General features: G+C 70.9%; 21 protein-coding genes and 1 pseudogene. 13 read left to right on the forward strand and 9 right to left on the reverse strand.

Annotated elements, in window-relative coordinates; genetic code table 11:
• Window positions 1–116: 116 nt before the first annotated feature.
• The 3 genes from AC27IY_RS24590 to AC27IY_RS24600 are packed head-to-tail and all read right to left on the reverse strand — an operon-like array spanning window position 117 to window position 3,024.
• Entirely contained in the window at window positions 117–923 is an 807-nt protein-coding gene (locus AC27IY_RS24590; RefSeq protein WP_344214360.1) for an ABC transporter ATP-binding protein, read from the reverse strand.
• On the reverse strand, window positions 923–1,930 hold the full coding sequence (locus tag AC27IY_RS24595) for a FecCD family ABC transporter permease (RefSeq protein ID WP_344214362.1): 1,008 nt from the start codon (window positions 1,928–1,930) through the stop codon (window positions 923–925). The genes AC27IY_RS24590 and AC27IY_RS24595 overlap by 1 nt, the downstream gene beginning before the upstream one ends.
• Window positions 1,927–3,024: a FecCD family ABC transporter permease gene (locus tag AC27IY_RS24600; RefSeq protein ID WP_487179296.1), complete on the reverse strand. Its 1,098-nt coding sequence runs from the start codon at window positions 3,022–3,024 to the stop codon at window positions 1,927–1,929. Before AC27IY_RS24600 ends, AC27IY_RS24595 begins: the two co-directional genes overlap by 4 nt.
• A gap of 87 nt (window positions 3,025–3,111) precedes the next feature.
• On the opposite strand from AC27IY_RS24600, the gene AC27IY_RS24605 reads away from it, so the two are divergent.
• Window positions 3,112–4,131 (forward strand): ABC transporter substrate-binding protein, encoded by a 1,020-nt coding sequence (locus AC27IY_RS24605; RefSeq protein ID WP_487179297.1) that lies wholly within the window; start codon window positions 3,112–3,114, stop codon window positions 4,129–4,131.
• Here the strand turns inward: AC27IY_RS24605 and AC27IY_RS24610 are convergent.
• Window positions 4,128–6,554, reverse strand: coding sequence for a helicase-associated domain-containing protein (locus tag AC27IY_RS24610; protein WP_423444548.1), 2,427 nt, complete (start codon window positions 6,552–6,554; stop codon window positions 4,128–4,130). The genes AC27IY_RS24605 and AC27IY_RS24610 overlap by 4 nt on opposite strands.
• 78 nt (window positions 6,555–6,632) lie before the next feature.
• Window positions 6,633–7,127: an ATP-binding protein gene (locus AC27IY_RS24615; RefSeq protein ID WP_344214370.1), complete on the reverse strand. Its 495-nt coding sequence runs from the start codon at window positions 7,125–7,127 to the stop codon at window positions 6,633–6,635.
• A 230-nt stretch (window positions 7,128–7,357) separates the two neighbouring features.
• On the opposite strand from AC27IY_RS24615, the gene AC27IY_RS24620 reads away from it, so the two are divergent.
• From AC27IY_RS24620 to AC27IY_RS24635, 4 genes are all read left to right on the forward strand, one after another.
• On the forward strand, window positions 7,358–8,179 hold the full coding sequence (locus tag AC27IY_RS24620) for a helix-turn-helix domain-containing protein (protein ID WP_344215043.1): 822 nt from the start codon (window positions 7,358–7,360) through the stop codon (window positions 8,177–8,179).
• Window positions 8,180–8,416 (forward strand): DUF397 domain-containing protein, encoded by a 237-nt coding sequence (locus tag AC27IY_RS24625; protein ID WP_049559738.1) that lies wholly within the window; start codon window positions 8,180–8,182, stop codon window positions 8,414–8,416.
• A gap of 103 nt (window positions 8,417–8,519) precedes the next feature.
• Window positions 8,520–8,777 carry a 3'-5' exonuclease family protein gene (locus tag AC27IY_RS24630; protein WP_127931727.1) on the forward strand — a complete coding sequence of 86 codons (258 nt, stop codon included), beginning with the start codon at window positions 8,520–8,522 and terminating at the stop codon, window positions 8,775–8,777.
• 43 nt (window positions 8,778–8,820) lie between these two features.
• Entirely contained in the window at window positions 8,821–9,582 is a 762-nt protein-coding gene (locus AC27IY_RS24635; RefSeq protein ID WP_423444545.1) for a hypothetical protein, read from the forward strand.
• Window positions 9,583–9,628: 46 nt separating this feature from the next.
• Here AC27IY_RS24635 and AC27IY_RS24640 read toward each other — a convergent pair whose 3' ends face one another.
• The gene (locus AC27IY_RS24640; RefSeq protein ID WP_423472665.1) at window positions 9,629–10,213 is read right to left on the reverse strand and encodes a histidine phosphatase family protein; all 585 of its coding nucleotides are present in this window, start codon (window positions 10,211–10,213) and stop codon (window positions 9,629–9,631) included.
• A gap of 58 nt (window positions 10,214–10,271) precedes the next feature.
• Here AC27IY_RS24640 and AC27IY_RS24645 point away from each other — a divergent pair, with 58 nt between their 5' ends.
• Complete coding sequence (locus tag AC27IY_RS24645) at window positions 10,272–11,240, forward strand: zinc-binding dehydrogenase (protein ID WP_449944485.1); 969 nt, start codon at window positions 10,272–10,274, stop codon at window positions 11,238–11,240.
• Between the two features lie 68 nt (window positions 11,241–11,308).
• Here the strand turns inward: AC27IY_RS24645 and AC27IY_RS24650 are convergent, their stop codons facing one another.
• Window positions 11,309–12,220, reverse strand: coding sequence for a TIGR03621 family F420-dependent LLM class oxidoreductase (locus tag AC27IY_RS24650; RefSeq protein WP_487179298.1), 912 nt, complete (start codon window positions 12,218–12,220; stop codon window positions 11,309–11,311).
• A gap of 79 nt (window positions 12,221–12,299) precedes the next feature.
• Between AC27IY_RS24650 and AC27IY_RS24655 the strand changes: the two genes are divergently transcribed.
• From AC27IY_RS24655 to AC27IY_RS24685, 7 genes and pseudogenes are all read left to right on the forward strand, one after another.
• Entirely contained in the window at window positions 12,300–13,067 is a 768-nt protein-coding gene (locus AC27IY_RS24655) for a phytanoyl-CoA dioxygenase family protein (protein ID WP_487179299.1), read from the forward strand.
• Window positions 13,052–14,008 carry a phosphotriesterase family protein gene (locus tag AC27IY_RS24660; protein ID WP_344214386.1) on the forward strand — a complete coding sequence of 319 codons (957 nt, stop codon included), beginning with the start codon at window positions 13,052–13,054 and terminating at the stop codon, window positions 14,006–14,008. The genes AC27IY_RS24655 and AC27IY_RS24660 overlap by 16 nt, the downstream gene beginning before the upstream one ends.
• Window positions 14,005–15,213 (forward strand): cytochrome P450, encoded by a 1,209-nt coding sequence (locus AC27IY_RS24665; RefSeq protein WP_487179300.1) that lies wholly within the window; start codon window positions 14,005–14,007, stop codon window positions 15,211–15,213. The genes AC27IY_RS24660 and AC27IY_RS24665 overlap by 4 nt, the downstream gene beginning before the upstream one ends.
• A complete protein-coding gene (locus AC27IY_RS24670) occupies window positions 15,207–16,031 on the forward strand; it encodes an SDR family NAD(P)-dependent oxidoreductase (RefSeq protein ID WP_487179301.1) in 825 nt (274 codons plus the stop codon). The genes AC27IY_RS24665 and AC27IY_RS24670 overlap by 7 nt, the downstream gene beginning before the upstream one ends.
• Before the next feature lie 122 nt (window positions 16,032–16,153).
• A pseudogene (locus AC27IY_RS24675) lies at window positions 16,154–17,529 on the forward strand (IS1380 family transposase).
• 252 nt (window positions 17,530–17,781) lie between these two features.
• Window positions 17,782–18,138, forward strand: a complete 357-nt coding sequence (locus AC27IY_RS24680; protein WP_449944496.1) for a PIN-like domain-containing protein — start codon at window positions 17,782–17,784, stop codon at window positions 18,136–18,138.
• Window positions 18,065–18,973 carry a PIN-like domain-containing protein gene (locus tag AC27IY_RS24685; protein ID WP_487179425.1) on the forward strand — a complete coding sequence of 303 codons (909 nt, stop codon included), beginning with the start codon at window positions 18,065–18,067 and terminating at the stop codon, window positions 18,971–18,973. The genes AC27IY_RS24680 and AC27IY_RS24685 overlap by 74 nt, the downstream gene beginning before the upstream one ends.
• A gap of 367 nt (window positions 18,974–19,340) precedes the next feature.
• On the opposite strand, the gene AC27IY_RS24690 is transcribed toward AC27IY_RS24685, so the two are convergent.
• Window positions 19,341–20,000 carry an HAD family hydrolase gene (locus tag AC27IY_RS24690; protein WP_423444530.1) on the reverse strand — a complete coding sequence of 220 codons (660 nt, stop codon included), beginning with the start codon at window positions 19,998–20,000 and terminating at the stop codon, window positions 19,341–19,343.
• A 154-nt stretch (window positions 20,001–20,154) separates the two neighbouring features.
• Window positions 20,155–20,382: a hypothetical protein gene (locus AC27IY_RS24695; RefSeq protein ID WP_423444528.1), complete on the reverse strand. Its 228-nt coding sequence runs from the start codon at window positions 20,380–20,382 to the stop codon at window positions 20,155–20,157.
• Between the last annotated feature and the right edge of the window lie 191 nt (window positions 20,383–20,573).

Below are 20,573 nucleotides of genomic sequence, written 5' to 3' on the forward strand. Positions count from 1 at the left end.
GTCTTCCCCCTGGGATGGTGTGGACGTCGGCAGAAGGGTCGCCCGTGCGGCGGCACCGTTCCACGTCTTTTGGTGCGTTCCGCGACGTTCCATCCAGAAGGGAAGCCCGGCTCCGGTCAGCCGGCGGGGGCGGACACGCGGCGGCGCGCCTCCGGCACGATGAGCGGGGTGCCCGACTGCGGATCGACGATGATCTCGCAGCGCAGGTCGAAGACCTCGTGGACCAGCTCGGGGGTGACGATCTCGCCGGGGTCGCCCTGCGCCACGACCCGGCCGGCGCGCATGACGATGAGGTGGGTCGCGTACCGGCACGCCTGGTTCAGGTCGTGCAGCACCGCCACCATCGTGCGGCCCTCCTCGTGCAGGTCGGCGCAGAGGTCGAGCACCTCGATCTGGTGGGAGATGTCCAGGAACGTGGTCGGCTCGTCCAGCAGCAGGATCGGCGTCTCCTGCGCCAGCGCCATGGCCAGCCACACCCGCTGCCGCTGCCCGCCGGACAGCTCGTCCACGATGCGGTCGGCCAGCTCGGCGACGTCCGTGGCGCGCATCGCCTCGGTCACGGCCACCTCGTCGGCCTTCGACCACTGCCGCATGAGCTTCTGGTGCGGGTAGCGGCCCCGGGCCACCAGGTCGGCCACGGTGATGCCGTCCGGCACGATCGAGGTCTGCGGCAGCAGCCCCAGCCGGCGCGCGACCTCCTTCGACGGCAGCGAGGTGATCACTCCGCCGTCCAGGTGGACGGCGCCCGCCTTGGGCTTGAGCATCCGGGCCAGCGCGCGCAGCAGGGTGGACTTGCCGCACGCGTTCGGGCCGATGATCACGGTGAAGGACTCGTCGGGGATCGCCACGCTGAGGTCCGTGGCCACGACCCGCTGGTCGTAGGCGAGGGTGAGGCCGGTGCCGGACAGGCGTACATCGGGCATCAGTGGCGGTCCTTTCGCAGAAGCAGGGCGAGGTACGTGCCGCCGATGGCGGCGGTCAGCACCCCGACGGGTAGCTGGGTGGGCGCGAGCAGCCGCTGGGCGGCGAGGTCGGCGCCGGTCAGCAGCACGGCGCCCATCAGCGCCGAGGCGCCCAAGGTGACGCCGGGGGAGCGGGTGATCCGCCGGGCGAGCTGCGGCGCGGCCAGCGCGACGAAGATGACCGGGCCGGCCGCGGCGGTCGCCACGCCGGACAGCAGCACGCCGGCCGCGATCGCGACCGCGCGCACCGGCTCGACCCTGATGCCCATGGCCTTGGCCGCGTCGTCGCCCATCTCCAGCATGCGCATCGGGCGGGACAGGGCCACGCACACCGGCACCAGCACGGCCAGCGCCAGCCCCACCGGCCTCGCGTGCTCCCAGCCGCGCCCGCCGAGGCTGCCGGTCAGCCAGGCCCCGGCGGTGGCGGCGTCGTTGATGTTGGCCCGGGTCAGCAGGTAGGAGTTGACCGCGAGCAGCAGCGCGTTGGCCCCGATGCCGACGAGGACCAGCCGGTAGCCCTGCACGCCGCCGCGGAAGGCCAGCCCGTACACGAGGGCGGCGGTCAGCACGCACCCGGCCAGCGCGCCGCCCGCGATCGTCATGGCCGAGCCGCCCGCGATCACCGCGAGGATGCCGCCGGTCGAGGCCCCGGCGGTGAAGCCGATGAAGTCGGGGCTGCCGAGCGGGTTCCTGGTGAGCGACTGGAAGATCGCGCCGCTCAGCCCGAACGCCGCCCCGACCAGCAGCCCGGTCACCACGCGCGGGGCGCGCAGCTTGCTCACGATGAGCTCGGCGACGGGCGTGCCCTCGCCGAACAGCGCCTTGACGATGTCGGCCGCGGGCACGGCCAGCTCGCCCGTGGACAGCGCGGCCACGGTGACCCCGAAACCGACCAGGATCAGGCAGACGCCCACGACCAGGGCGCGGGGCGCGAGCCGTACCGAAAAGGGGCCGACGCGGACGTTCACAGCGCGGCCACCCGCCTGCGCCGGGCCAGCAGGATGAAGATCGGCGCGCCGATCACCGCCCACACGATTCCCACCTGCACCTCTCCCGGCCGGGCGATGAGCCGGCCTGCCACGTCCGCCCCGAGCAGCAGCACCGGAGCGGCCAGCGCCGAGTACGGCAGCACCCACCGCTGGTCCGGCCCCACCAGGGCGCGCACCGCGTGCGGCACGATGAGCCCCACGAACCACAGCGGCCCGGCCGCCGCGGTCGCCGCCCCGCACAGCAGCGTGACGGCCACGCCGGTCAGCGCGCGGGTGCGGCCGATGGAGACGCCGAGCGCGCGGCCCGCGTCGTCGCCCAGCGCGAGCGCGTTGAGCGGCCGGGCCAGCGCCAGGCCGAGCACCAGCCCCGCGATCATGAACGGCGCCAGCCGGACCAGCACGTCGGAGGTCTGCCCGGCCAGCGACCCGGTCAGCCAGAACCGCATCCGGTCGAAGGTCTGCTGGTCCATGCGCAGGATCGCCGACGACAGCGCGGTGGCGACCATGCCGAGCGCGACGCCGGCCAGCGTGAGCCGGACCGGCCCGGACCCGGACCGCCCGCTGGACGCCAGGCCGTAGACCATGACCGCGGCCAGCGCGGCCCCGCCGAAGGCGAACCACACGTAGACCGCCGGGTCGGTGAGCCCGAACACCCCGAGGGCCAGCGTGACGCCGAGCGCCGCGCCCTCGTTGACGCCCAGCAGGCCGGGGTCGGCGAGCGGGTTGCGGGTCAGGCTCTGCATGAGCGCGCCCGCCAGGCCGAGCGTGGCGCCCACGCCGAGGCCGAGCAGGGTGCGCGGCACGCGCAGCTCACGGATGACCGTGTGGTCGTTGGAGCCGTCAGGGGCGAGGAAGGCGTCGATCACCGTGGAGAACGGCACCGCCCGCGCCCCGAGCGCGATGCTCGCCAGCACCATGAGGGCCAGCGCGGCCACGACGACCACGAGCCCGGCGACCAGCACCGGGGGCCGCGCCCACGCGGGCCTCGCGACGGACGCGTCCGTCTCGGCCTCCGGGTCCGGGTCCGGGCCCGGCGCCGCGCGCCTCGCCGTCGTGTTCTCAGCCGGGCGCACCCGACCCCCTTCCGTCACGGTCAAACTTAGGCAAGGCTAATCTAATGGCTCGGTAACCAGGCAAGCCTAACCTTAGAGGAGACGTACATGTCGGGACCGGTACTGGCGCGCAGGGGCTTCCTGTCGGCCACGGCAGGACTCGCGGCGGCCCTGACACTGGCGGCGTGCGGCGGCGACGGCGGCACGACGGCGGCCCCCTCGGGCTCGGCCGCGCCCTCGGGCTCCGCGGCCGTGCAGGGCTGGAGCTTCACCGACGACCGGGACAAGAAGCTCGACCTGCCCAAGGTCCCCGCCAGGGTCGTCGCCCAGGTCGGCTCCGCCGCCGCCCTGTGGGACTTCGGCGTGCGCCCCGTCGGCGTCTTCGGCCCGCACAAGCTCAAGGACGGCAGCAGGGACCCGCAGGTCGGCAACGTCGACATCACCAAGGTCCAGGGCCTCGGCAATGTCTGGGACGAGTTCAACGTCGAGCAGTACATCGCCCTGCAGCCCGACCTCCTGGTCAGCAACATGTACGTCAAGGGCACCCTCTGGTACGTGCCCGAGAAGTCCAAGGACACCATCGAGCAGGTCGCCCCCACGGTCGGCATCATGCTCACCGGCAAGAGCGCCACCGAGGTCATCTCCCGCTACGAGGAGCTGGCCAAGTCGCTCGGCGCCGACATGGCCGGCGTGCCCGAGGCGAAGGCCCGCATGGAGGCCGCGACCCAGGAGCTCGCCCAGTTCAAGGACCTCAAGGTCCTCATGGTCTCGGGCGGCGCGGACGCGTTCTGGATCGTCAACCCGCCGGAGTACCCGGACATCAAGCACCTCACGGCGGCCGGACTCGACGTCGTCACCCCGACGAAGGTGGACGAGGGCGGCTTCTTCCAGACCCTGAGCTGGGAGAACGCCGACGAGTACGAGGCCGACGTCATCCTCTACGACACCCGTACGCAGGCGCTGAAGCCGGAGGAGATGATGAAGAAGCCCACCTTCGCCAAGCTCCCCGCCGTCAAGGCCGGCCAGCTCTACCCGTGGAGCGCCGAGACCCCCTTCAGCTACCAGGGCTACGCGACCTTCCTGGAGGAGCTGGTCGCGAACCTGAAGAAGGCCAAGCCGCTCGGCTAGAACGCGCCGCGCACCTCGACGATCTCGGCGAGGGGGAACTCCAGGTAGTCGCCCGCCTCCTCGCACCAGGCGTCGAGGGCGCCGCCCTTCAGCTCGCCGTGGCTGATCGTGGCGGTCAGGCCGTCGGTGAGGGTGATCCCGGCCCGCACCCCCCGGTCGACCACGAACCCGAGCAGCGACTGCTGGGCCGTCGGCAGCCGGGTGGCCATGCGGCCGATCACCGCCCACGTCCGGCCGCCCCTTTCGGCCCCGGCCCGCCCGGCCGCCATCAGCCTGCGGGCGTGCTCGCGCGGGTCGGGCGGCGGCTCGGCCAGCAGGTGGGGCGGGGTCTCCAGGCCGGGGTCCGACAGCTCGGCCACCTGGCCGCCGGGCAGCAGGATGAGCTTGCCCGCGCCGGGCTCGGCGCCGCCGGCCAGCTCGGCGGGACGGGTGCGGCGGATGGTGATCTCGCCGGTGTCGGAGACGGGCACCGGCGCGTAGCCGGCCTCGCGCAGCGCCGCCAGCGTGCGCTCGGCCCCGGCCGCGCTGACCAGCACGGTGGGGGCGAGCAGGCGCAGGCCCAGCCGGGTCAGCCGGCGGTGGGCGGTGATCTCGGCGAGCAGGGCGGGGTCGCCGGCCTGGATGACGCAGCCGACGGTGGTGACGGTGACCTCGCCGTGCCGGCGGGCGGTGTCGCGGACGAGGTATTCGAGCGGCTGCGGGATGGCGCCGACCGCGGCCAGCTCGTCGAGCAGCTCGTCGGGGTCGTGGCCGCGGTCGAGGGCGCGGCGTACGCTCTCGGCGGTGAAGCGCCACACCGAGGCCGCGCCGCGTGACTCGCGCTCGGCGACCCGGTCGAGCAGCGCGGCCAGCTCCGCCGAGGGCGGCCCGGTCACCACGGCGGTCAGGTCGGGGCCGAACAGGGCGCTGCGGCGCACGCTCGCGAGGGCCCGGGTGGAGACCTCGACGAGCACCGGGTCGTGCTCGACCATGGGGACGGAGTCGTCGCCCTCGTCGCCGGGGTGGGCGGTCAGCTCGGCGAGGGCGCGGCCGAGGTCGGTGAGCGCGCCGTTGACCAGCAGGCCGAGCAGGCTCGCCTCGTCGAGCGCGGCGGGGCCGCAGTCGAGCAGGAGCCGGCGTTCGATGAGCGGGGCGTGCCAGTGGACGGCGGCGAGCAGGCCGTCGCGGTCGGCGTACGCGGTGCCGGCGGGCAGGCAGGCCAGCACCGGCAGCACCGCGCGGCGGACCCGGGCGACCGCGGCTCCCGCGGGGTCGTCGCCGAGCACCGTGCCGTAGCGGCCGTCGGACTTGCGCAGCGACGAGCGCTCCATGCGCCACCAGGCCGACAGCAGCACGCGCAGGCGGGCCGCGCCCTCGTCGAGCCGCCAGCGGTCGAAACGCTCGGTGGGGACCAGGCCGCCGGCCTGCTCGTCCCAGGCCAGCAGCCGGGCGACCGTGCAGATCTCCAGCAGCAGGCGGGTCTCGTCCTCGTCGCAGCCGGTCTCCTTGGCCATCCTGCGCACCTCGCGCACGCCCACGCCGCCGGTCTTGAGCAGCGGCAGCGGGCTCTTGGAGGTGTTGTCGAGCAGGGCCGCGGCGCGTTCGACGACGTGCGGGGCGGCCAGCGTCATGAGGTGGTCGACCTCCTCGGGGTCGACCGGGATGGTGGGGACCTCGGGCGGCTCGGGCGCGAAGGGCGGGTGGTAGTCGGCGCCCCGCAGGCACAGCGCGACCTCGCGGGGGATCTCGGCGACGTGCCAGCTCGGCCGGAACAGCAGGCCGTGGTCGGCGCACCACTTCTCGGGCGTGCCGGGCGCGACGAAGCGGCCGCCGTCGACGGGCAGCGCGGGGCCGTCCCAGGCGAAGCGGTCGAGCAGGGCGGCGGTGCCGTCGGGGGCGTCGCGCAGCAGGCCGTGGACGCGGGCGGCGTCGCCGAGCGCCTCGGCCACGCGGGTGATCGTGCGGCGTTTGTGGCTCTGGGCGGGCAGGCCGAGGTTGCGGGCGAGGGCGCGCAGCGCGTCGTTGCTGATGGTCCAGGAGTTGAGGTAGTGGTCGAGCGGCTCGCCGAGACCGAGCGGGGCGGCCCACCAGCGGGTGACGCCCTCGGCCAGGCGGATCACGCCGTCCTCGCCCGGCCAGGCGAGCGCGTGGTCGTAGAGGTGGCCGAGCCAGGGGTCCACCTCGGCGGGCGGGGCGTCGACGAAGGCGGCCAGGCGGTCGGCGGTGGGCAGGGGGAGGGCCAGCGCCGCCTCGGCGAGCTGGAGACAGGGCAGGGGGAGCCGCTGGAGGGTCTGCATCACGGCGAACCCGTCGCCGAGACGCTGGGCGAGGGTGTCGAGCCGGCGCGGCCACGGCGGCGCGATGGCGTCGGGCCTGTTCGCGAGGATGCGGGCAAGCCTGTCTTCGTCTAGTGTTCGCAGCCAGCCGAGCAGGTGATCTTCCATCTGTCAGCACTCTCATGGGGTCGCGCGCGGGACTCACCGTGAGCCATGAGCATCCACGGTAATGCAGATCACCCCCGGTCAGGAGAGGACTGCCCAGACGATCTTTCCGTGAGGGGCGAGGGCCGACCAGCCCCAGCGGAGACTGAGCGATTCGACGATGTGGAGTCCGAGGCCGCCGGTGTCAAGGGGGCCAGGGTATCGCAGCACCGGCACCGAGGAGCCTGGATCGGTGAAAGCGCTGGTCACCAGGGACCCCTGGCGGACCAGTGACATGTGGACGGGGCAGGGGCGGCGCTGCTCGTCGAGGCGCAGCCCGTGGCGCAGCGCGTTGGTCGCCAGCTCCGAGACCACCAGCTCCATGTTCTCGGCGAGCTCGGACAGCCCCCAGCCGGCCAGGACGCCGGTGGTGTAGCTGCGGGCGGAGTGGACCGACGCGGGGGTGGGAGGGAGCACGAACGTGGCGCTCGCGGACGGGCCTGCGCCCAGCAGATCGCGAGCCGCCTCCGGCCACCAGCCGACCGGGGGCCACCAATCGAACGTGGTCCACTGGCTCGGTGCCGTGGTGGATTGCACGTGATCATTCTGCGTCAAACTCTCGTGCAGGTGCAAGAGCGAATGCACGTGCAGACACACCGTGCACACGCTACGGTTGCCCTCAAATGGTCAATGAGGGGGAAAGGGGATCTTGTCCGCGGCCCATGATCTTTCGGCCGTGAAGTGACAGACTGTGGCGCAAGGAAACGACCAAGGAGCAGCACGTGTCCATTGATCCGCCCGGATCCGGTTCGACCGTTCGGCGCATCATGCTGGGGGCGAGTCTCAGGCGCCTGCGTGAGGCCAGCGGACTCGACCGTGCACAGGCCGGATTCCACATCCGCGCCTCCGAGTCCAAGATCAGCCGGATGGAGCTCGGACGCGTCGGATTCAAGACACGTGACGTGGAGGACCTGCTCACCCTGTACGGCGTCGTCGACGATGCCGAACGCCGCGCCCTGCTGGAGATGGTTCGCGAGGCCAACACCCCCGGGTGGTGGCACAAGTACTCCGCCGAGCTGCCCTCGTGGTTCACGACGTACGTGGGCCTGGAGGAGGCCGCGAGCGTGATCCGTACCTATGAGGTGCAGTTCGTGCCCGGCCTGCTGCAGACGGCCGCGTACGCGCGATCGGTCTACGAGCTGGGCAACCCCGATGCGAGTCCGGACGGCATCGAACGCCGCGTGCACGTGCGCATGCAGCGCCAGGAGCGCTTCACCCAGAAGGACGGCCCCAAGTTGTGGGCGGTCATCGACGAGGCGGCGCTCATGCGGACCATCGGCGGGCGGGAGGTCATGCGCGAGCAGCTCCAGCACCTGCTGGAGGTCGCCGCTCTGCCCAACATCACCATTCAGGTGATGCCCTTCAGGTACGGCAAGCACGCCGCCGAAGGGGGTGCGTTCAGCATCTTGCGGTTTCCCGAGTCCGACTTGTCGGACGTTGTCTACGTCGAGCAGCTCTGGGGTGCCCTGTACCTGGACAAACGTGAGGACATCGATCCGTACCTCACGGCCATGGAGCAGTTGTGCGTGGAGAGCACCACGCCAGGAGGCACCGTCGAGCTCATCGGCGGTCTTCTCAGAAAGATGTAGATGAACCAGACCTACAACGGCATGCCCGCGACCGACCTGACCCAGGTCGCGTGGCGCAAGAGCCGCTACAGCAACTCGCAGGGCAACTGCGTCGAGCTCGCGGAGCTTCCCGACGGCGGGATCGCGGTCCGCAACTCGCGCTTCCCCGACGGCCCTGCGCTCATCTATACCCGTGACGAGATCCGGGCCCTGGTGCTCGGGGTGAAGGACGGAGAGTTCGACGGCCTGCTCGTTTGACACCTGCTCGTTTAACACGCTGTTCACATCCGGCGCGCCCGCTTAACGGCGGCGCGCCGACGGCGTAACCGCCCGGCCTCGTCGTTCGGACAGGATTCACGTCATGCTCGACCAGATGACGTTGTATCCGATCGCCGACGACGTGCTGTTCGCGCCGGGCGGCAAGGTCGTGATCCGCACTTATGGCGTCGCGCCCGCCACGACGGGCGCCTCGGTCTCGTACCGCACGTGGGTGACCGGCATCCGCGACCAGCCCCGTTACTGGCACTGGGGTCACTTCGAGGACGCCACCTCCGGGCATCGCCGGGTGCTGGAGTGGCTGACCGGGCGGGGGCCGCAGCCTTCCCAAGCGCCCGCCTGATCGCTAGGCTCAGGCCAAGCAACCGCTTGGTAGAGGAGGCGGCGTGGTGCGGCGCGCGATCCACCTGCTCGAAGAGGTCGACTTCCGGCCCATGAACTCCAGGCGGCCGCTGGACTACCTCACCTGGCTGACCGCGTACAAACGCGAGGACGAGACCCGCGAGGCTCCCTCGCTCACCGCCGGGAAATCCATCAGGTCGCGCGACATCGACCTCGTCGGCGCCTTCTACGCCGTCGGCATCACCGGCCACCCGCAGTTCAAGGCGGTCACCCTCTGGGACTGCCACGGCGGCTGGGACGGCGGCTGGCGGCAGATGATGGAGATCTACCGCGGGGTGGACGAGCGGCTGTTCCTGTCCGACATCGACGACCTGCGCTTCTCCGCCTTCTCCCGCCCGCTCGGCGCCGTGCCCGGCTGCCCGCCGCTGGCCGAGGCGCCCGCCGCCGAGCTGTTCCTGTTCGAAAGCGCCCGCGTCCGGCCCGGCGCCGCACTCGACTACCTCGCCGCCGTACGCGCCGAGCGCGCCCCCCTGCTCGCCGAGCACGGGCACACCCTGGTCGGCCTGTACGAGGTGCTGTTCTGCGACACCGAGGCGGTCACCGTCTGGGCCGTCTCGCTGGACGACCACCTCGCCACCCAGCGGGCCCGCGACGCCGCCCTCGGCCTCGACGACGAGGCCGCGCCCGATCCCCGGCTGCTGGACTGGGCCAAACGGGCGCGCGACCATCTCGACGGCCCCTGGCGTGAGACGCTGCTGGCACCGTTCCCCGGCTGCCGCCTGGCGCCCGGGAGCCCGCCGAGCTGAGGCGTGCAGACCGTCGTGCTCACCGGGGCGGGCGGCGGCGGACGGGCTAGTGGACCGGCGCGTTCCAGGCCAGCAGCACCGGCTCGGCGTGCTCGTGGCCGAGCCGGGAGTAGGTGCCGGTGTCCAGCCTGAACAGCCGGCCCTCGGAGGGGTCCAACCCGAGCCAGCGGGCGGCCAGGACGCGCAGGAAATGCCCGTGGGCGACCAGGGCCACCCGTCCCTCCGCCGACCGGGCCCGTTCGATCACCCGGTCGGCGCGGGCCGCCACCTGGGCGGCGCTCTCGCCGGGATGCTCGGCGTCGCCGGGGATCACGCCGTCGCGCCACAGGTACCAGCCGGGGCGGTCCTCCCGGATGCGCGGCGTGGTGACGCCCTCGTAGCCGCCGTAGTCCCACTCCCACAGGTCGGGGTCCACCTCGTAGCCGGTCAGCCCGGCCAGGTCGGCGGTGCGGCGCGCCCGCTCGGCGGGGGAGACCAGCACCAGGCCGAAGTCCCCCTTCTCGACCAGGGGCGCGAGCGCCCTGGCCTGCTCCTCGCCGCGCTCCGTCAGGGGCAGGTCGGTGCGCCCGGTATGCCTGCCCGCCTTGCTCCACTCGGTCTCACCGTGCCGGAGCAGCAGCATCTCGTCCATGGTGACCATCATCCCGGACGCTTGACCTCAAGGTAGCTTGAGGTAGCAGGGTGGGGTCATGGACGCGATAAGACTGCATGCGTACGGACCTGCTGCCAACCTCCGGCTGGAGACCCTTCCCGACCCCGTGCCCGGCCCCGGCGAGGCGCGCGTCGCCGTGCGCGCGGCCGGGCTGCACTTCATCGAGACCCTGCTCCGTCAGGGGCAGGGCGTCGGGCCGCACCCCGCGCCCGAGCTGCCCGTCGTGCTCGGCTCGGAGGTGGCCGGGGTCGTGGAGGCGGTGGGCGAGGGCGTGCCCGCCGGGCTGGTGGGCCGCCGGGTGGTGACGGCCGAGGTGAGCACGGGCGGCTACGCCTCGCGCGCCGTGGCGCCCGCCGCCGCGTTGACCGAGCTGCCGGACCAGGTGGGCTTCGGTGCGGCCGTCGCCATGAACACGACGGGGGCGACCACGTACGGGCTGCTGGAGCTGGCCCCGATCGGGCCGGGGGACGTGGTGCTGGTGCTGGCGGCGGCCGGCGGCGTCGGGACGCTGCTCGTGCAGTACGCCCGCCGCGCCGGCGCGACCGTGGCCGGGGCGGCCGGCGGGCCCGCCAAGGCCGCGCGGGTCGCGGAGCTGGGGGCGGACCTCGCCGTCGACTACCTGGAGGCGGGCTGGGACAAGTCGGTACGCGAGCTGTCCGGCGAGGTCACCGTCGTCTTCGACGGGGTCGGCGGCGAGCTCGGGCGGGCCGCGCACGGGCTGCTCGGCCGGGGCGGGCGGCACGTGGTGTACGGGTCGGCGTCGGGGGAGTGGTTCCGGCCGGACCCCGCCGAAGTGGAGGCGCGGGGGATCGCCGTGCTCGACGGCATCGGCCATCTGCTGGGGCGCGACGGGGGCGTGACCGAGCTGCGGGCGCGGGCCCTGGAGGCGGCGGCCGAGGGGTTGCTGACGCCGGCGGTGCAGGAGTTCCCGCTGGCCGAGGCCGCCGCGGCGCACGCGGCCCTGGAGAACAGGGACACGATGGGCAAGGTCGTCCTCACCGTCTGACCGGCTCCTCGGCGGCGCGGACCGGGCCACGGGCACAGGGGTGAAGGCGGGCTTGTCGGCCGCTCCCCTCACCTTCCGGCCAGTTCCTCGGCGACGGGGGTGAAGGCGGCGAGGTCGCGTTCGTGGTGGATGACGAAGCAGGAGACGTCGTGCTCGTCGCGCCAACGACGCAGGGTGTCGGCGAGGTCGTGGCGGGTGCCGAGGAGGACCTGCGGGGTCCCGTCCAGCGCGGCCGACCTGGCCGCGCTCCACGGCTCCTCAGCCTTCCTCTCGCCCACCTGCAGGACGCTCGTGCCCAGCTCCAGCCGGTCGTAGCGGTCGCCGGCCGCCGCGCGTACGCGCCGCAGCCGGGCGAGGAACGCCTCCGCCCCGCCGTCGCCGGGGTCGGGGCCGGTGCCGTCGGGGCGTACCCGCATGGTGAGGTTGACGTGGTCGGCCTGCTCGGCGGCCAGGCGCAGCACGCGCGGCCCGCCGCCCCCGACGATCAGCGGCGGGTGGGGCCGCTGCACGGGCCGGGGCCGCTGGTCGAGCCCGTCGATCCGGTAGTGCCGGCCGGTGAAGTGGCACGGCCCGTCCGCCCAGAGGCCCTTGAGCACGGCGATGGCCTCGGCGAGCCGTTCGACGCGGACCCCGGGCGGGTCCAGGGGCAGGCCGGCGCCCGCGTAGTCGGCCGCCATCCAGCCGGTGCCGAGCCCGACCTCCAGCCGGCCGCCGGACAGCAGGTCGAGGGTGGCCGCCTCCTTGGCCAGCACGGCGGGGTGGCGGAAGTCGTTGGCGAGGACGAGCGTGCCGACGCGCAGCCGTTCCGTGGCGCAGGCGGCGGCGGTGAGCGCGGGGATCGGCGCGAGGCGGTCCCCGGCCAGGTGGTCGGGCACGAGCAGCAGGCCGAACCCGGAGTCCTCCAGCCGCCGGGCCTTGCCGGCCCACGCCTTGCCGGACTCCGCCTCGCGGAGCACCGCCCCGAACCTGAACGGCCGCACGGCCCCTCCTGCGAGTCCGATCCAGTGCCTGTGCCCGGCACTCTAGCAAGCGCTTGCTACAGGTGCGAGACTGAGCGTCATGGAGATCCCCGTGCGCGAGGCCACCGACGACGAGGCCGCGTTCTTCCACGAGCACGGCTGGGTGCGGCTCGGCCGGCTCATCGACCCCGGCGCCGCCGCCGAGCTGCGCGAACGCGCCCTCGCTCACCTGCGCGACCGGGACCGCGCCGGGCGGACGGCGGTCGACCGGGCGTTCGGGCAGTCCAGGGACGTCGCCGCCGCCGACGAGGCGTTCGGCGCGCTCGCGCTCGACCCCAGGATGGGACGGACCGCCGTCCGGCTGCTGGGCGGCGTCCGCGCGGTGCGCGTGCAGGTCACCAACCTGCTGGTCAAGGAGGCGGGCGAGCACGGCGCCACAGAGTTCCACCAGGACTTCCCCTGGATGCCGATGGACCGCTCGGCCATGCTCACCGTCTGGCTCGCGCTCGCCGACGTGCCCGCCGACATGGGAGCCCTGCGCTTCTACAGCGGCTCCCACCGCCACGGCCTGCTCGGACGCAGCTTCACCCGGCCGGGCGACGACCAGCTCAGCCAGCACCCGTGGCTCAAGGAGCTGGAGCTGTCGCCGCCGCTCGACCTCGCGGCCGGCGACGCCACCGCGCACCACGCCCTGACCGTGCACGGCGCGCCCGCCAACCGGCACGACCGGCCGCGGCTGTCGTTCACGGTCACCTACTTCGACGCCGACGCCCTCTACACCGGCCTGCCGTACGCGCAGACCGACGGGCTCGGCCTGGAGGTCAACCGGCCCTTCGAGCACGAGAGGTTCCCGTGCCCGAGACCCTGAGAGGACCGGTCGCCGACCTCGGGGCGACGCTCATGCACGAGCACGTCTTCGGGCTCAGCCCGGAGATCCTGTGGAACTGGCCGGACATCCCCGAGGGCTGGGACCCCGAGACGCGAGCGCGGGAGGCCGCGGCCAAGCTCGACGCGCTGAAGGCCGAGGGCATCGACACCGTCGTGGACCTCACCGTGCTCGGGCTCGGCCGGCACATCCCCTCGGTACGGCTGGTCGCCGAGCTGACCTCGGTCAACATCGTGGCCGCGACCGGCCTCTACACCTACGACGCGCTGCCGCCGTACTTCGCCAACCGGGGGCCGGGGTCGCTGTTCGGCGGGCCGGACCGGCTGGCCGAGTTCTTCGTCCGCGACCTCACCGAGGGCATCGGCAGGACCGGCGTCCGCGCCGCCATCCTCAAGTGCGCCTCGGACCACCTCGGGATGACCAAGGGCTGCGAGCGGGTGTTCCGGGCGGTCGCCGAGGCGCACCTGGAGACCGGCGCGCCCATCACCACGCACTCGCACAGCGCCTCCAGGGGCGGGCTGGAGCAGCAGCGGCTGCTCGTCTCGCTCGGGGTGGACCCGGAACGGGTGGTGATCGGGCACGCGGGGGACTCGGCCGACCTCGCGTACCTGGAGGAGCTGCTGGCGGGCGGCTCCTACCTGGGCATGGACCGCTTCGGCATCGACACGATCGCGCCGTTCGAGCAGCGGGTGGCCGTGGTGGCGGAGCTGTGCGCGCGCGGGCACGCGGACCGGCTGGTGCTGGGGCACGACTCGTACTGCTTCAACGACCGCTTCGACGCCGAGGTCGTCCGCCGCCGCCATCCGGACTACCACCTGCTGCACATCTCCCGCGACGTCCTGCCCGAGCTGCGCAAGCGGGGCGTCACGGACGACCAGATCCACCAGATGCTCGTCGGCAACCCGCGGAGGATCCTGCGATGACCACCCTGCCGGAGGCCCGGGACTTCGACGTCAGCGCGGACTGGCACGTCGCGGACCCGTACCCGTTCCTCGCCCGGCTGCGGCGCGAGTCGCCGGTGTTCTGGAGCGAGCACCTGCGGGCCTGGGTGCTGACCCGCTACGCCGACGTGCGCGCCGCCTACGGCGACCCCCGGCGCTTCTCCTCCCAGGGCTCGCTCACCATCTCCCGCAGCCTGACGGACGCGACCAGGGAGAAGCTGGGCGAGCACGGCTCGTTCCTGTCGAGCTTCGTCGCCAACGTGGACCCGCCCGTCCACACCCGGCTGCGCCGGTCGGTGTCGCGGGCGTTCACGCCGCGCGCGGTCGCCGCCATGGAGGACGCCTTCCGCCGGCTCAACGAGGACCTGCTCGACCGGGTGGCCCCGCGCGGCGCGGCCGACTTCGTGACCGAGCTCGGGCACGAGCCGTCCGTGAAGCTGACCGCCCGCTTCATCGGGGTGCCGGAGGCGGACGAGGCGTTCGTGCAGGCGCGGGTCAAGGACTGGTTCCAGCTGTTCCTGTCGCCGCAGCCGCCCGAGCGCCAGCTGGAGCTGGCGGGCGGCTTCCTCACCTATCTCGACTACGTGGATCGGCTGGTCGCCGCCCGCGCCAAGGACCCGCGCGACGACTTCACCTCGCTCATGACCGCGCTCATCGGCGACGAGCTGACCCACCGCGAGGTCGTCGAGCTGATCTCCACGATCCTGCTCGGCGGCAACGACACCGTGCCCAACCAGCTCGGCAACACCGTCCTGCGGCTGCTGCGCGAGGGCGCCTGGCCGGTGCCGCCGCCGCTGATCGGCAACGCCGCCGAGGAGTGCATGCGCATCGACGGCGCCTCGCTCGGCTCCTTCCGCCACACCACCGAGGACGTCGTCCTGCACGGCGTGACCATCCCGGCCGGCGCCCTCGTGCTGCTGTCCACCGACTCCGCCGGGCACGACGAGAGCGTCTTCCCCGAGCCGGAGCGCTTCGTCGTGGACCGGCCGAACGCCGCCGACCACCTGGTCTTCGGCTACGGCATCCACTTCTGCGTGGGCGCGGCGCTCGGCCGCCTGCAGCTGCGGACCGCGCTGGAGGTGCTCGGCCGCCGCCTGCCGGGGCTGCGGCTCGCGCCGGGGGAGCCGGTGACGTACCGCAGGTCGCTGGTCGGGCGCGGGCTCACGGCGCTGCGGGTGGAATGGTGACGGGCCGGCTCTCCGGCCGGCTTCTTGGGCGGGTCGCGCTGGTGAGCGGGGCCGGGTCGGGGATCGGGGCGGCCTGCGCGCTGCGGCTGGCCGCCGAGGGGGCGCGCGTGGGCGTGCTCGACGTACGCGGCCAGGCCGCCGAGGACACCGCCGCCGCCGTACGGCGGCGCGGCGGCGACGCGCTCGCGCTGGAGTGCGACGTCTCCGCCGAGAAGCAGGTCGCGGCGGCCGTCGGGGCGCTGGTGGCGGCGTACGGGCGGGTGGACGTGCTGCACTCCAACGCCGCCGCGCTCGGCCCCGACGTGTACGGGCGCGACCGCGGCCTGGAGGACCTCGACGTCGCCGTGTGGGACCGCACCATGGAGGTCAACCTGCGGGGCGCCATGCTGCTGGTCAAGCACGCGGTGCCGGCCATGCCGGACGGCGGCTCGATCGTCCTGACCTCGTCGGTGTCGGCGTTCGTGGGGGACGGGGCGCACGCCGCCTACGGCGCCTCGAAGGCCGCCTTGGTGGGCTTCGCCCGGCACGTCGCCACGATGTACGGCGCCCGCGGCGTCCGCTGCAACGCCGTCGCCCCCGCGCTCGTCCTCACCCCGGCCGCCGAACGCGCCCTGACCCCCGCGCAGCTCGCCGACAAGGCCGCGGAACGCCTGCTCCCCTGGCCCTGCTCCGTGGACGACGTCGCGAACCTGGTCGCCTTCCTGGCCTGCGACGAGAGCCGCTGCCTCACCGGCCAGACGCTGATCCTCGACTCCGGCACACTCGCCCACCGGCCCCAGCACGCCATTCAGCGGTGGCGCGCACAGCATCCGCATTAGCCTGCGGCTTTCACGGCGAATTTGAGTCAACCTGATCATTCACATAAGAAAAGTGCCCTTGAGCTGGGAGGATCGGACTTGTCTAAGGCCCCGTCCAACCCAGATCAGAAGGCACTTTCCGAGTGAACTCTACCGCCTCCCGCAGCAAGATCACCGTATCCGCCGACGGCCGCGGGCTGGTCTCCCACTCCGGCAGTCTGCTGCTGACGCAGATACTCCGCATCACCGGACTGGACAAGGACCTCTCGCAGCGGCTGGAGCGGTGGCGGCCCAGCCGAGCAGTGCACGACCCCGCAAAGATCATCACTGATCTGGCCCTCACCCTGGCGCTCGTCGGGGACTGCATGGCCGACATCGCCCTGCTGCGCTCCCAGCCCGAACTGTTCGGCCTCGTCGCCTCCGACCCGACCGTCTCACGCCTGATCGACCGGCTCGCCGCCGATGAGGCCCGCGCGCTGCAGGCCATCCGCGCCGCCCGCGCCACCGCCGTGAACGCGCTTGGCACCTGGCCGCCAGTCGCGCCCCCGGAACCGACGGCCAGCCCGTGATCGTCGACCTCGACGCCACCATCGTCATCTCCCACTCCGACAAGCAGCACGCGGCACCGACCTGGAAGAAAAGCTACGGCTTTCACCCGATGACCGCCTTCGCCGACCACGGCCCCAGCGGTGGCGGAGAACCGCTGGCTCTGCTGCTGCGGCCGGGCAACGCCGGCTCCAACACCGCCGCCGACCACATCGAGACCACCCGGCTCGCCCGGGCCCAACTCCCCAAGCACCTGCGGCGCAACGTCCTCATCCGCACCGACTCCGGCGGCGGCACCCATGAATTCCTGAACTGGCTCACCCGCCCGGGACGCTGGCTGAAGTACTCCATCGGCTTCACCATCACCGACGACATCGCGCAGGCGATTCTCAAACCGCCCGCCACCGCCTGGACCCCCGCCTACAACGCCGACCGCCAACCACGGCCCGGCGCCTGAGTCGCCGAACTCACCGGCCTGCTGGAGCTGACCGGCTGGCCCAAGGGCATGCGCGTCATCGTCCGCAAAGAACGCCCGCACCCCGGCGCCCATCTGCGCTTCACCGACCTCGACGGACACCGCTTCACCTGCTTCGTCACGGGCACTCCAGGCGGCCAGCTCGCCGATCTGGAACTACGCCACCGCCGCCGCGCCCGCGCCGAAGACCGCATCCGCGCCGCCAAGGACACCGGCCTGCGCAACCTGCCCCTGCACGACTTCACCCAGAACCAGATCTGGCTCGAGATCGTCGCCCTGGCCTGCGAACTGCTCGCCTGGATGCAGATGCTCGCCCTGCACGACACCGACGCCCGCCGCTACGAGCCCAAACGCCTGCGTCTGCGCCTGTTCGCCATCGCCGGCCGGCTGGTGCACGGCGGCCGCCGCCTGCATCTCCGCATCCCCGCGCGATGGCCCTGGGCCCGGCAGATCATCACCGCCCTGACCCGCCTGCACGCCCTGCCGGCACCGACCTGACCAGCACCAACCCGCCCCCACGATCAGGAAAGGAGACCCGCGGGACCGTGGAACCCCGCCCACCCGGCGCGACAGCCGGGCATCCAAGCTGACCACAGCGAGAAAGTCGACCCCAGCTGAACCTCCCAGCCGACCAACTCAAGCCCGAGAAAGATCGAGGTTAGGAGTGTGGGGGCTGTCCGGCTGTCATACGTACTCCGACCTGCGCAGATGCTGCGCGCTGGCCGCGGCCGCAGAAAGATCATCCCGCATATGTCCCCGAACACGGATCGTAGGCGACTGGGGCATGGCCAGGCGCCGTCTCCAGTTGTATGTCCGCCTGGTTGCCATAGAGAGCGATCCCTCTTGGAGGCGATAACTACTGAACTTGGGAATATGCTGGATGATGCGTTTGTGGCTGTAAGCAAGCGCATCAAAGATGTTATGGACAAAGAGTCTTCCGAGCTCTCTCGGATCACCCACGAAGATCCAGTGCTAGAAGGCCTCGAGCCGATTATCGAAGGTAGGAGAGGCGAGCCATTTCCTCCCGCGCTGTATCAGGAATTGGTTCAAGAGGCCTTGGACAGGATCGAAAAGCAAGTTCCCTCCCGGTTACAAGGACAAGGGTAAGAGTAATAGTGGAGGAGACGATAGGGCAACGGGCGACTTCATTCTTTGGGAGCAAGTCTTGCGGGAGGCTGATAGGCGCGAGACGGACGTTCTATTTGTGACTGGAGACGTGAAAGAGGATTGGTGGAGAAAGGAGCATGGTGAGGCATGCGGCCCACGCCTTGAGCTAGTACAGGAGATGAAAGATAGAAGGGGGCAGAGCCTTTTGATGCTCCGCCCCGAAAGCTTGCTAGTCCATGCCAAGAAACTGTTGGCTGTGGACGTTAGTGATGCTTCCGTCGAAGACGTCAATAGAGTGGGCGCCTATCTGTCCAGAGAAGCTCGAGAAGAGTGGAGCGAGGAAGATATGGAGGATCAAGAAGATTTTTTGACTGGCCCAGATGAACGTTATCTCCTGGATAAACTCCCAGAAGGCAGGAGTGGCAACTACCTCGACATGGTCAGCGATATGGCGCGCCTTGTTAAGGAGGCTCCTGATCTGGCCTCATACCTAGATGCCTTCCAGAAGCGCTTCCCGAGCATAACGCTAAGAACTGTTGCACGTAGGCGTATGAGAGTATTGGTTTCTCTTGGCCTGGCACATATACAAGGCGGTCGGGTTGGGCTTACACCTCTAGGTGAACGGTTCGTCGAGGAAAGAAGTCTGTCGATTCTTCAGCAGAGTGTCCTCCGCAGAGTGGCTGGTGCGACCGAAATTGCGGAGTTGATACAGAGCGCGCGACCTGCCGATGTTCGCTCGCGACTAAGCGAAGAGCCGCCAGCTGGTCTGAGCGTCACTCAGGCCTTGCTGGTTCTGAGATGGCTAGTGCAGCTGGAGATCGTACATGCAAGCTAGTTCCGACTTGACGTCTCGTTATTTCCACGATGTCGGACTGGGGTGCCGGCTACTTTTCTGTGCTTGCTTGAAAAGATCTAACTAGTCACTTAGTGACGCCGAGCCCTACTGTCTAGTAGAATGTTTAATGCCCTTCACAGAGTCACGTGTGAATCAATATGAGTTAAGGTAATGGAGAGTCAGGAAGGAAACTATTCCTCTTCCCATGCGACGATCAGGCGCCGGGCGGCAGCGATTTGTTCCTGGGTCGCCATCATCCTGGATCCTTCGGATCTTGAGGACGACTATCTTTACGGGATCAATGTGACGATAAAGGGCGGTAGTGGCGCCGTCGAGTCGAACTGCTCATACGGCATAAGCTCAATATCTATCCCGGCTGATGCGTATCACACATGATGGCAATCGCCTCGGTGACGTCCTCCACCACGTGATCGGCTCGATGCTCGTGCCCCGGCCATGTCCCTCGATCAACCCAAATTCCGCGGAGACCCGCCGCTTGAGCGCCTGCAATGTCGGCGACCAGGTTGTCACCCACCATCCAGCCGCCCTCGGCGAGGCTGGTTCCGCATCGCTGAGCGGCGATTTCGAAGAGACGGGCATCCGGTTTCCGTACGCCCTCAACCCCTGACACGGCATGGCCGTCAACCACGTCAGCCAGGCCCGTCCGCCGGAGCTTGCCGAGTTGGTTGTCCGCCATGCCATTGGTCACGATCCCTACGCGCCAACCCGTGGCCCGCAGACCCTCAAGTTCTGCCAGAACGCCGGGGTAGCACTGTACGAGGTAGGGCATCCGCCAGCGGTAGCCGGCCCAAAGCTCCTCGACCGGTTCCGGCAGCGCGAAGTGCTCGCGCACCTCGTTGAAGAAGACCTCTCGGTGAGGATGCACGCCTTGGTCCAGGGCGACGAGCCAGGCGACGTCTTCGGAGTCCAAATGATGCTGCTCGGCGAACTCCTCGACCCAGCGCAGAAACGCGTCGTTGAGGTCGATAAGTGTCCTGTCTAGGTCGAAGAGGGCGAGGCGCTGCACGATGACACCTTAGGCATGAACGTCTCGACGGCAACAGACCATTCGAGGTCGCCGCGCACCTGGCGCAACGCCGCCCGAATCACGACCCCACAGCAAGTGAATCCTCGGGCTGCATAGGGCTTTCGCCGGCTGCTCGGGCCTGGTTCTCGTTGGGTCATTGGTGACTGGAGCGACGGTGATCCAGGTAATAGCCCCCCTCGGTGGTGTCGAACGTGATGGTCACCTGCTCTACGCCCTTGGGCACGCTCACCGAGTCCAGGACCATCCCCATCCCCTGTCTGGTCATGCACTGCTGGAACCAGTTGCCCGTGGGCTTGCCATTCACGACGACGCTCGGTCTCGCCAAGTTGACCAGGTTGCCCTCCGGGCACAGCGCGGTCACCTCCAGCGGTTTGCGCTGGATGCTCCAAGCACGCCAGCTGTCATGGGTTGGCCGAGCACATCCAGCCAATAAGCGCTGTGGGGCTGAGCGCGGACGGGAATGAGGGCACGGCACCCCGGTAGATCCGCAAGGCCGAGGTGAACGTCCCCTAACCAGGGCATTTGCAGCGGAGGGGGTCTTTCCCGTTACAA

The sequence above is a fragment of the Nonomuraea sp. B208 genome, assembly GCF_057536035.1.

Coding starts and splice junctions, on each gene's coding strand:
- AC27IY_RS24640 (WP_423472665.1), bottom strand. CDS start 10,213: ATGGACGAGATGCTGCTGCTCCGGCACGGTGAGACCGAGTGGAGCAAG.
- AC27IY_RS24645 (WP_449944485.1), top strand. CDS start 10,272: ATGGACGCGATAAGACTGCATGCGTACGGACCTGCTGCCAACCTCCGG.
- AC27IY_RS24680 (WP_449944496.1), top strand. CDS start 17,782: ATGTCCCCGAACACGGATCGTAGGCGACTGGGGCATGGCCAGGCGCCG.
- AC27IY_RS24625 (WP_049559738.1), top strand. CDS start 8,180: ATGAACCAGACCTACAACGGCATGCCCGCGACCGACCTGACCCAGGTC.
- AC27IY_RS24590 (WP_344214360.1), bottom strand. CDS start 923: ATGCCCGATGTACGCCTGTCCGGCACCGGCCTCACCCTCGCCTACGAC.
- AC27IY_RS24630 (WP_127931727.1), top strand. CDS start 8,520: ATGCTCGACCAGATGACGTTGTATCCGATCGCCGACGACGTGCTGTTC.
- AC27IY_RS24610 (WP_423444548.1), bottom strand. CDS start 6,554: ATGGAAGATCACCTGCTCGGCTGGCTGCGAACACTAGACGAAGACAGG.
- AC27IY_RS24605 (WP_487179297.1), top strand. CDS start 3,112: ATGTCGGGACCGGTACTGGCGCGCAGGGGCTTCCTGTCGGCCACGGCA.
- AC27IY_RS24655 (WP_487179299.1), top strand. CDS start 12,300: ATGGAGATCCCCGTGCGCGAGGCCACCGACGACGAGGCCGCGTTCTTC.
- AC27IY_RS24620 (WP_344215043.1), top strand. CDS start 7,358: ATGCTGGGGGCGAGTCTCAGGCGCCTGCGTGAGGCCAGCGGACTCGAC.
- AC27IY_RS24670 (WP_487179301.1), top strand. CDS start 15,207: ATGGTGACGGGCCGGCTCTCCGGCCGGCTTCTTGGGCGGGTCGCGCTG.
- AC27IY_RS24665 (WP_487179300.1), top strand. CDS start 14,005: ATGACCACCCTGCCGGAGGCCCGGGACTTCGACGTCAGCGCGGACTGG.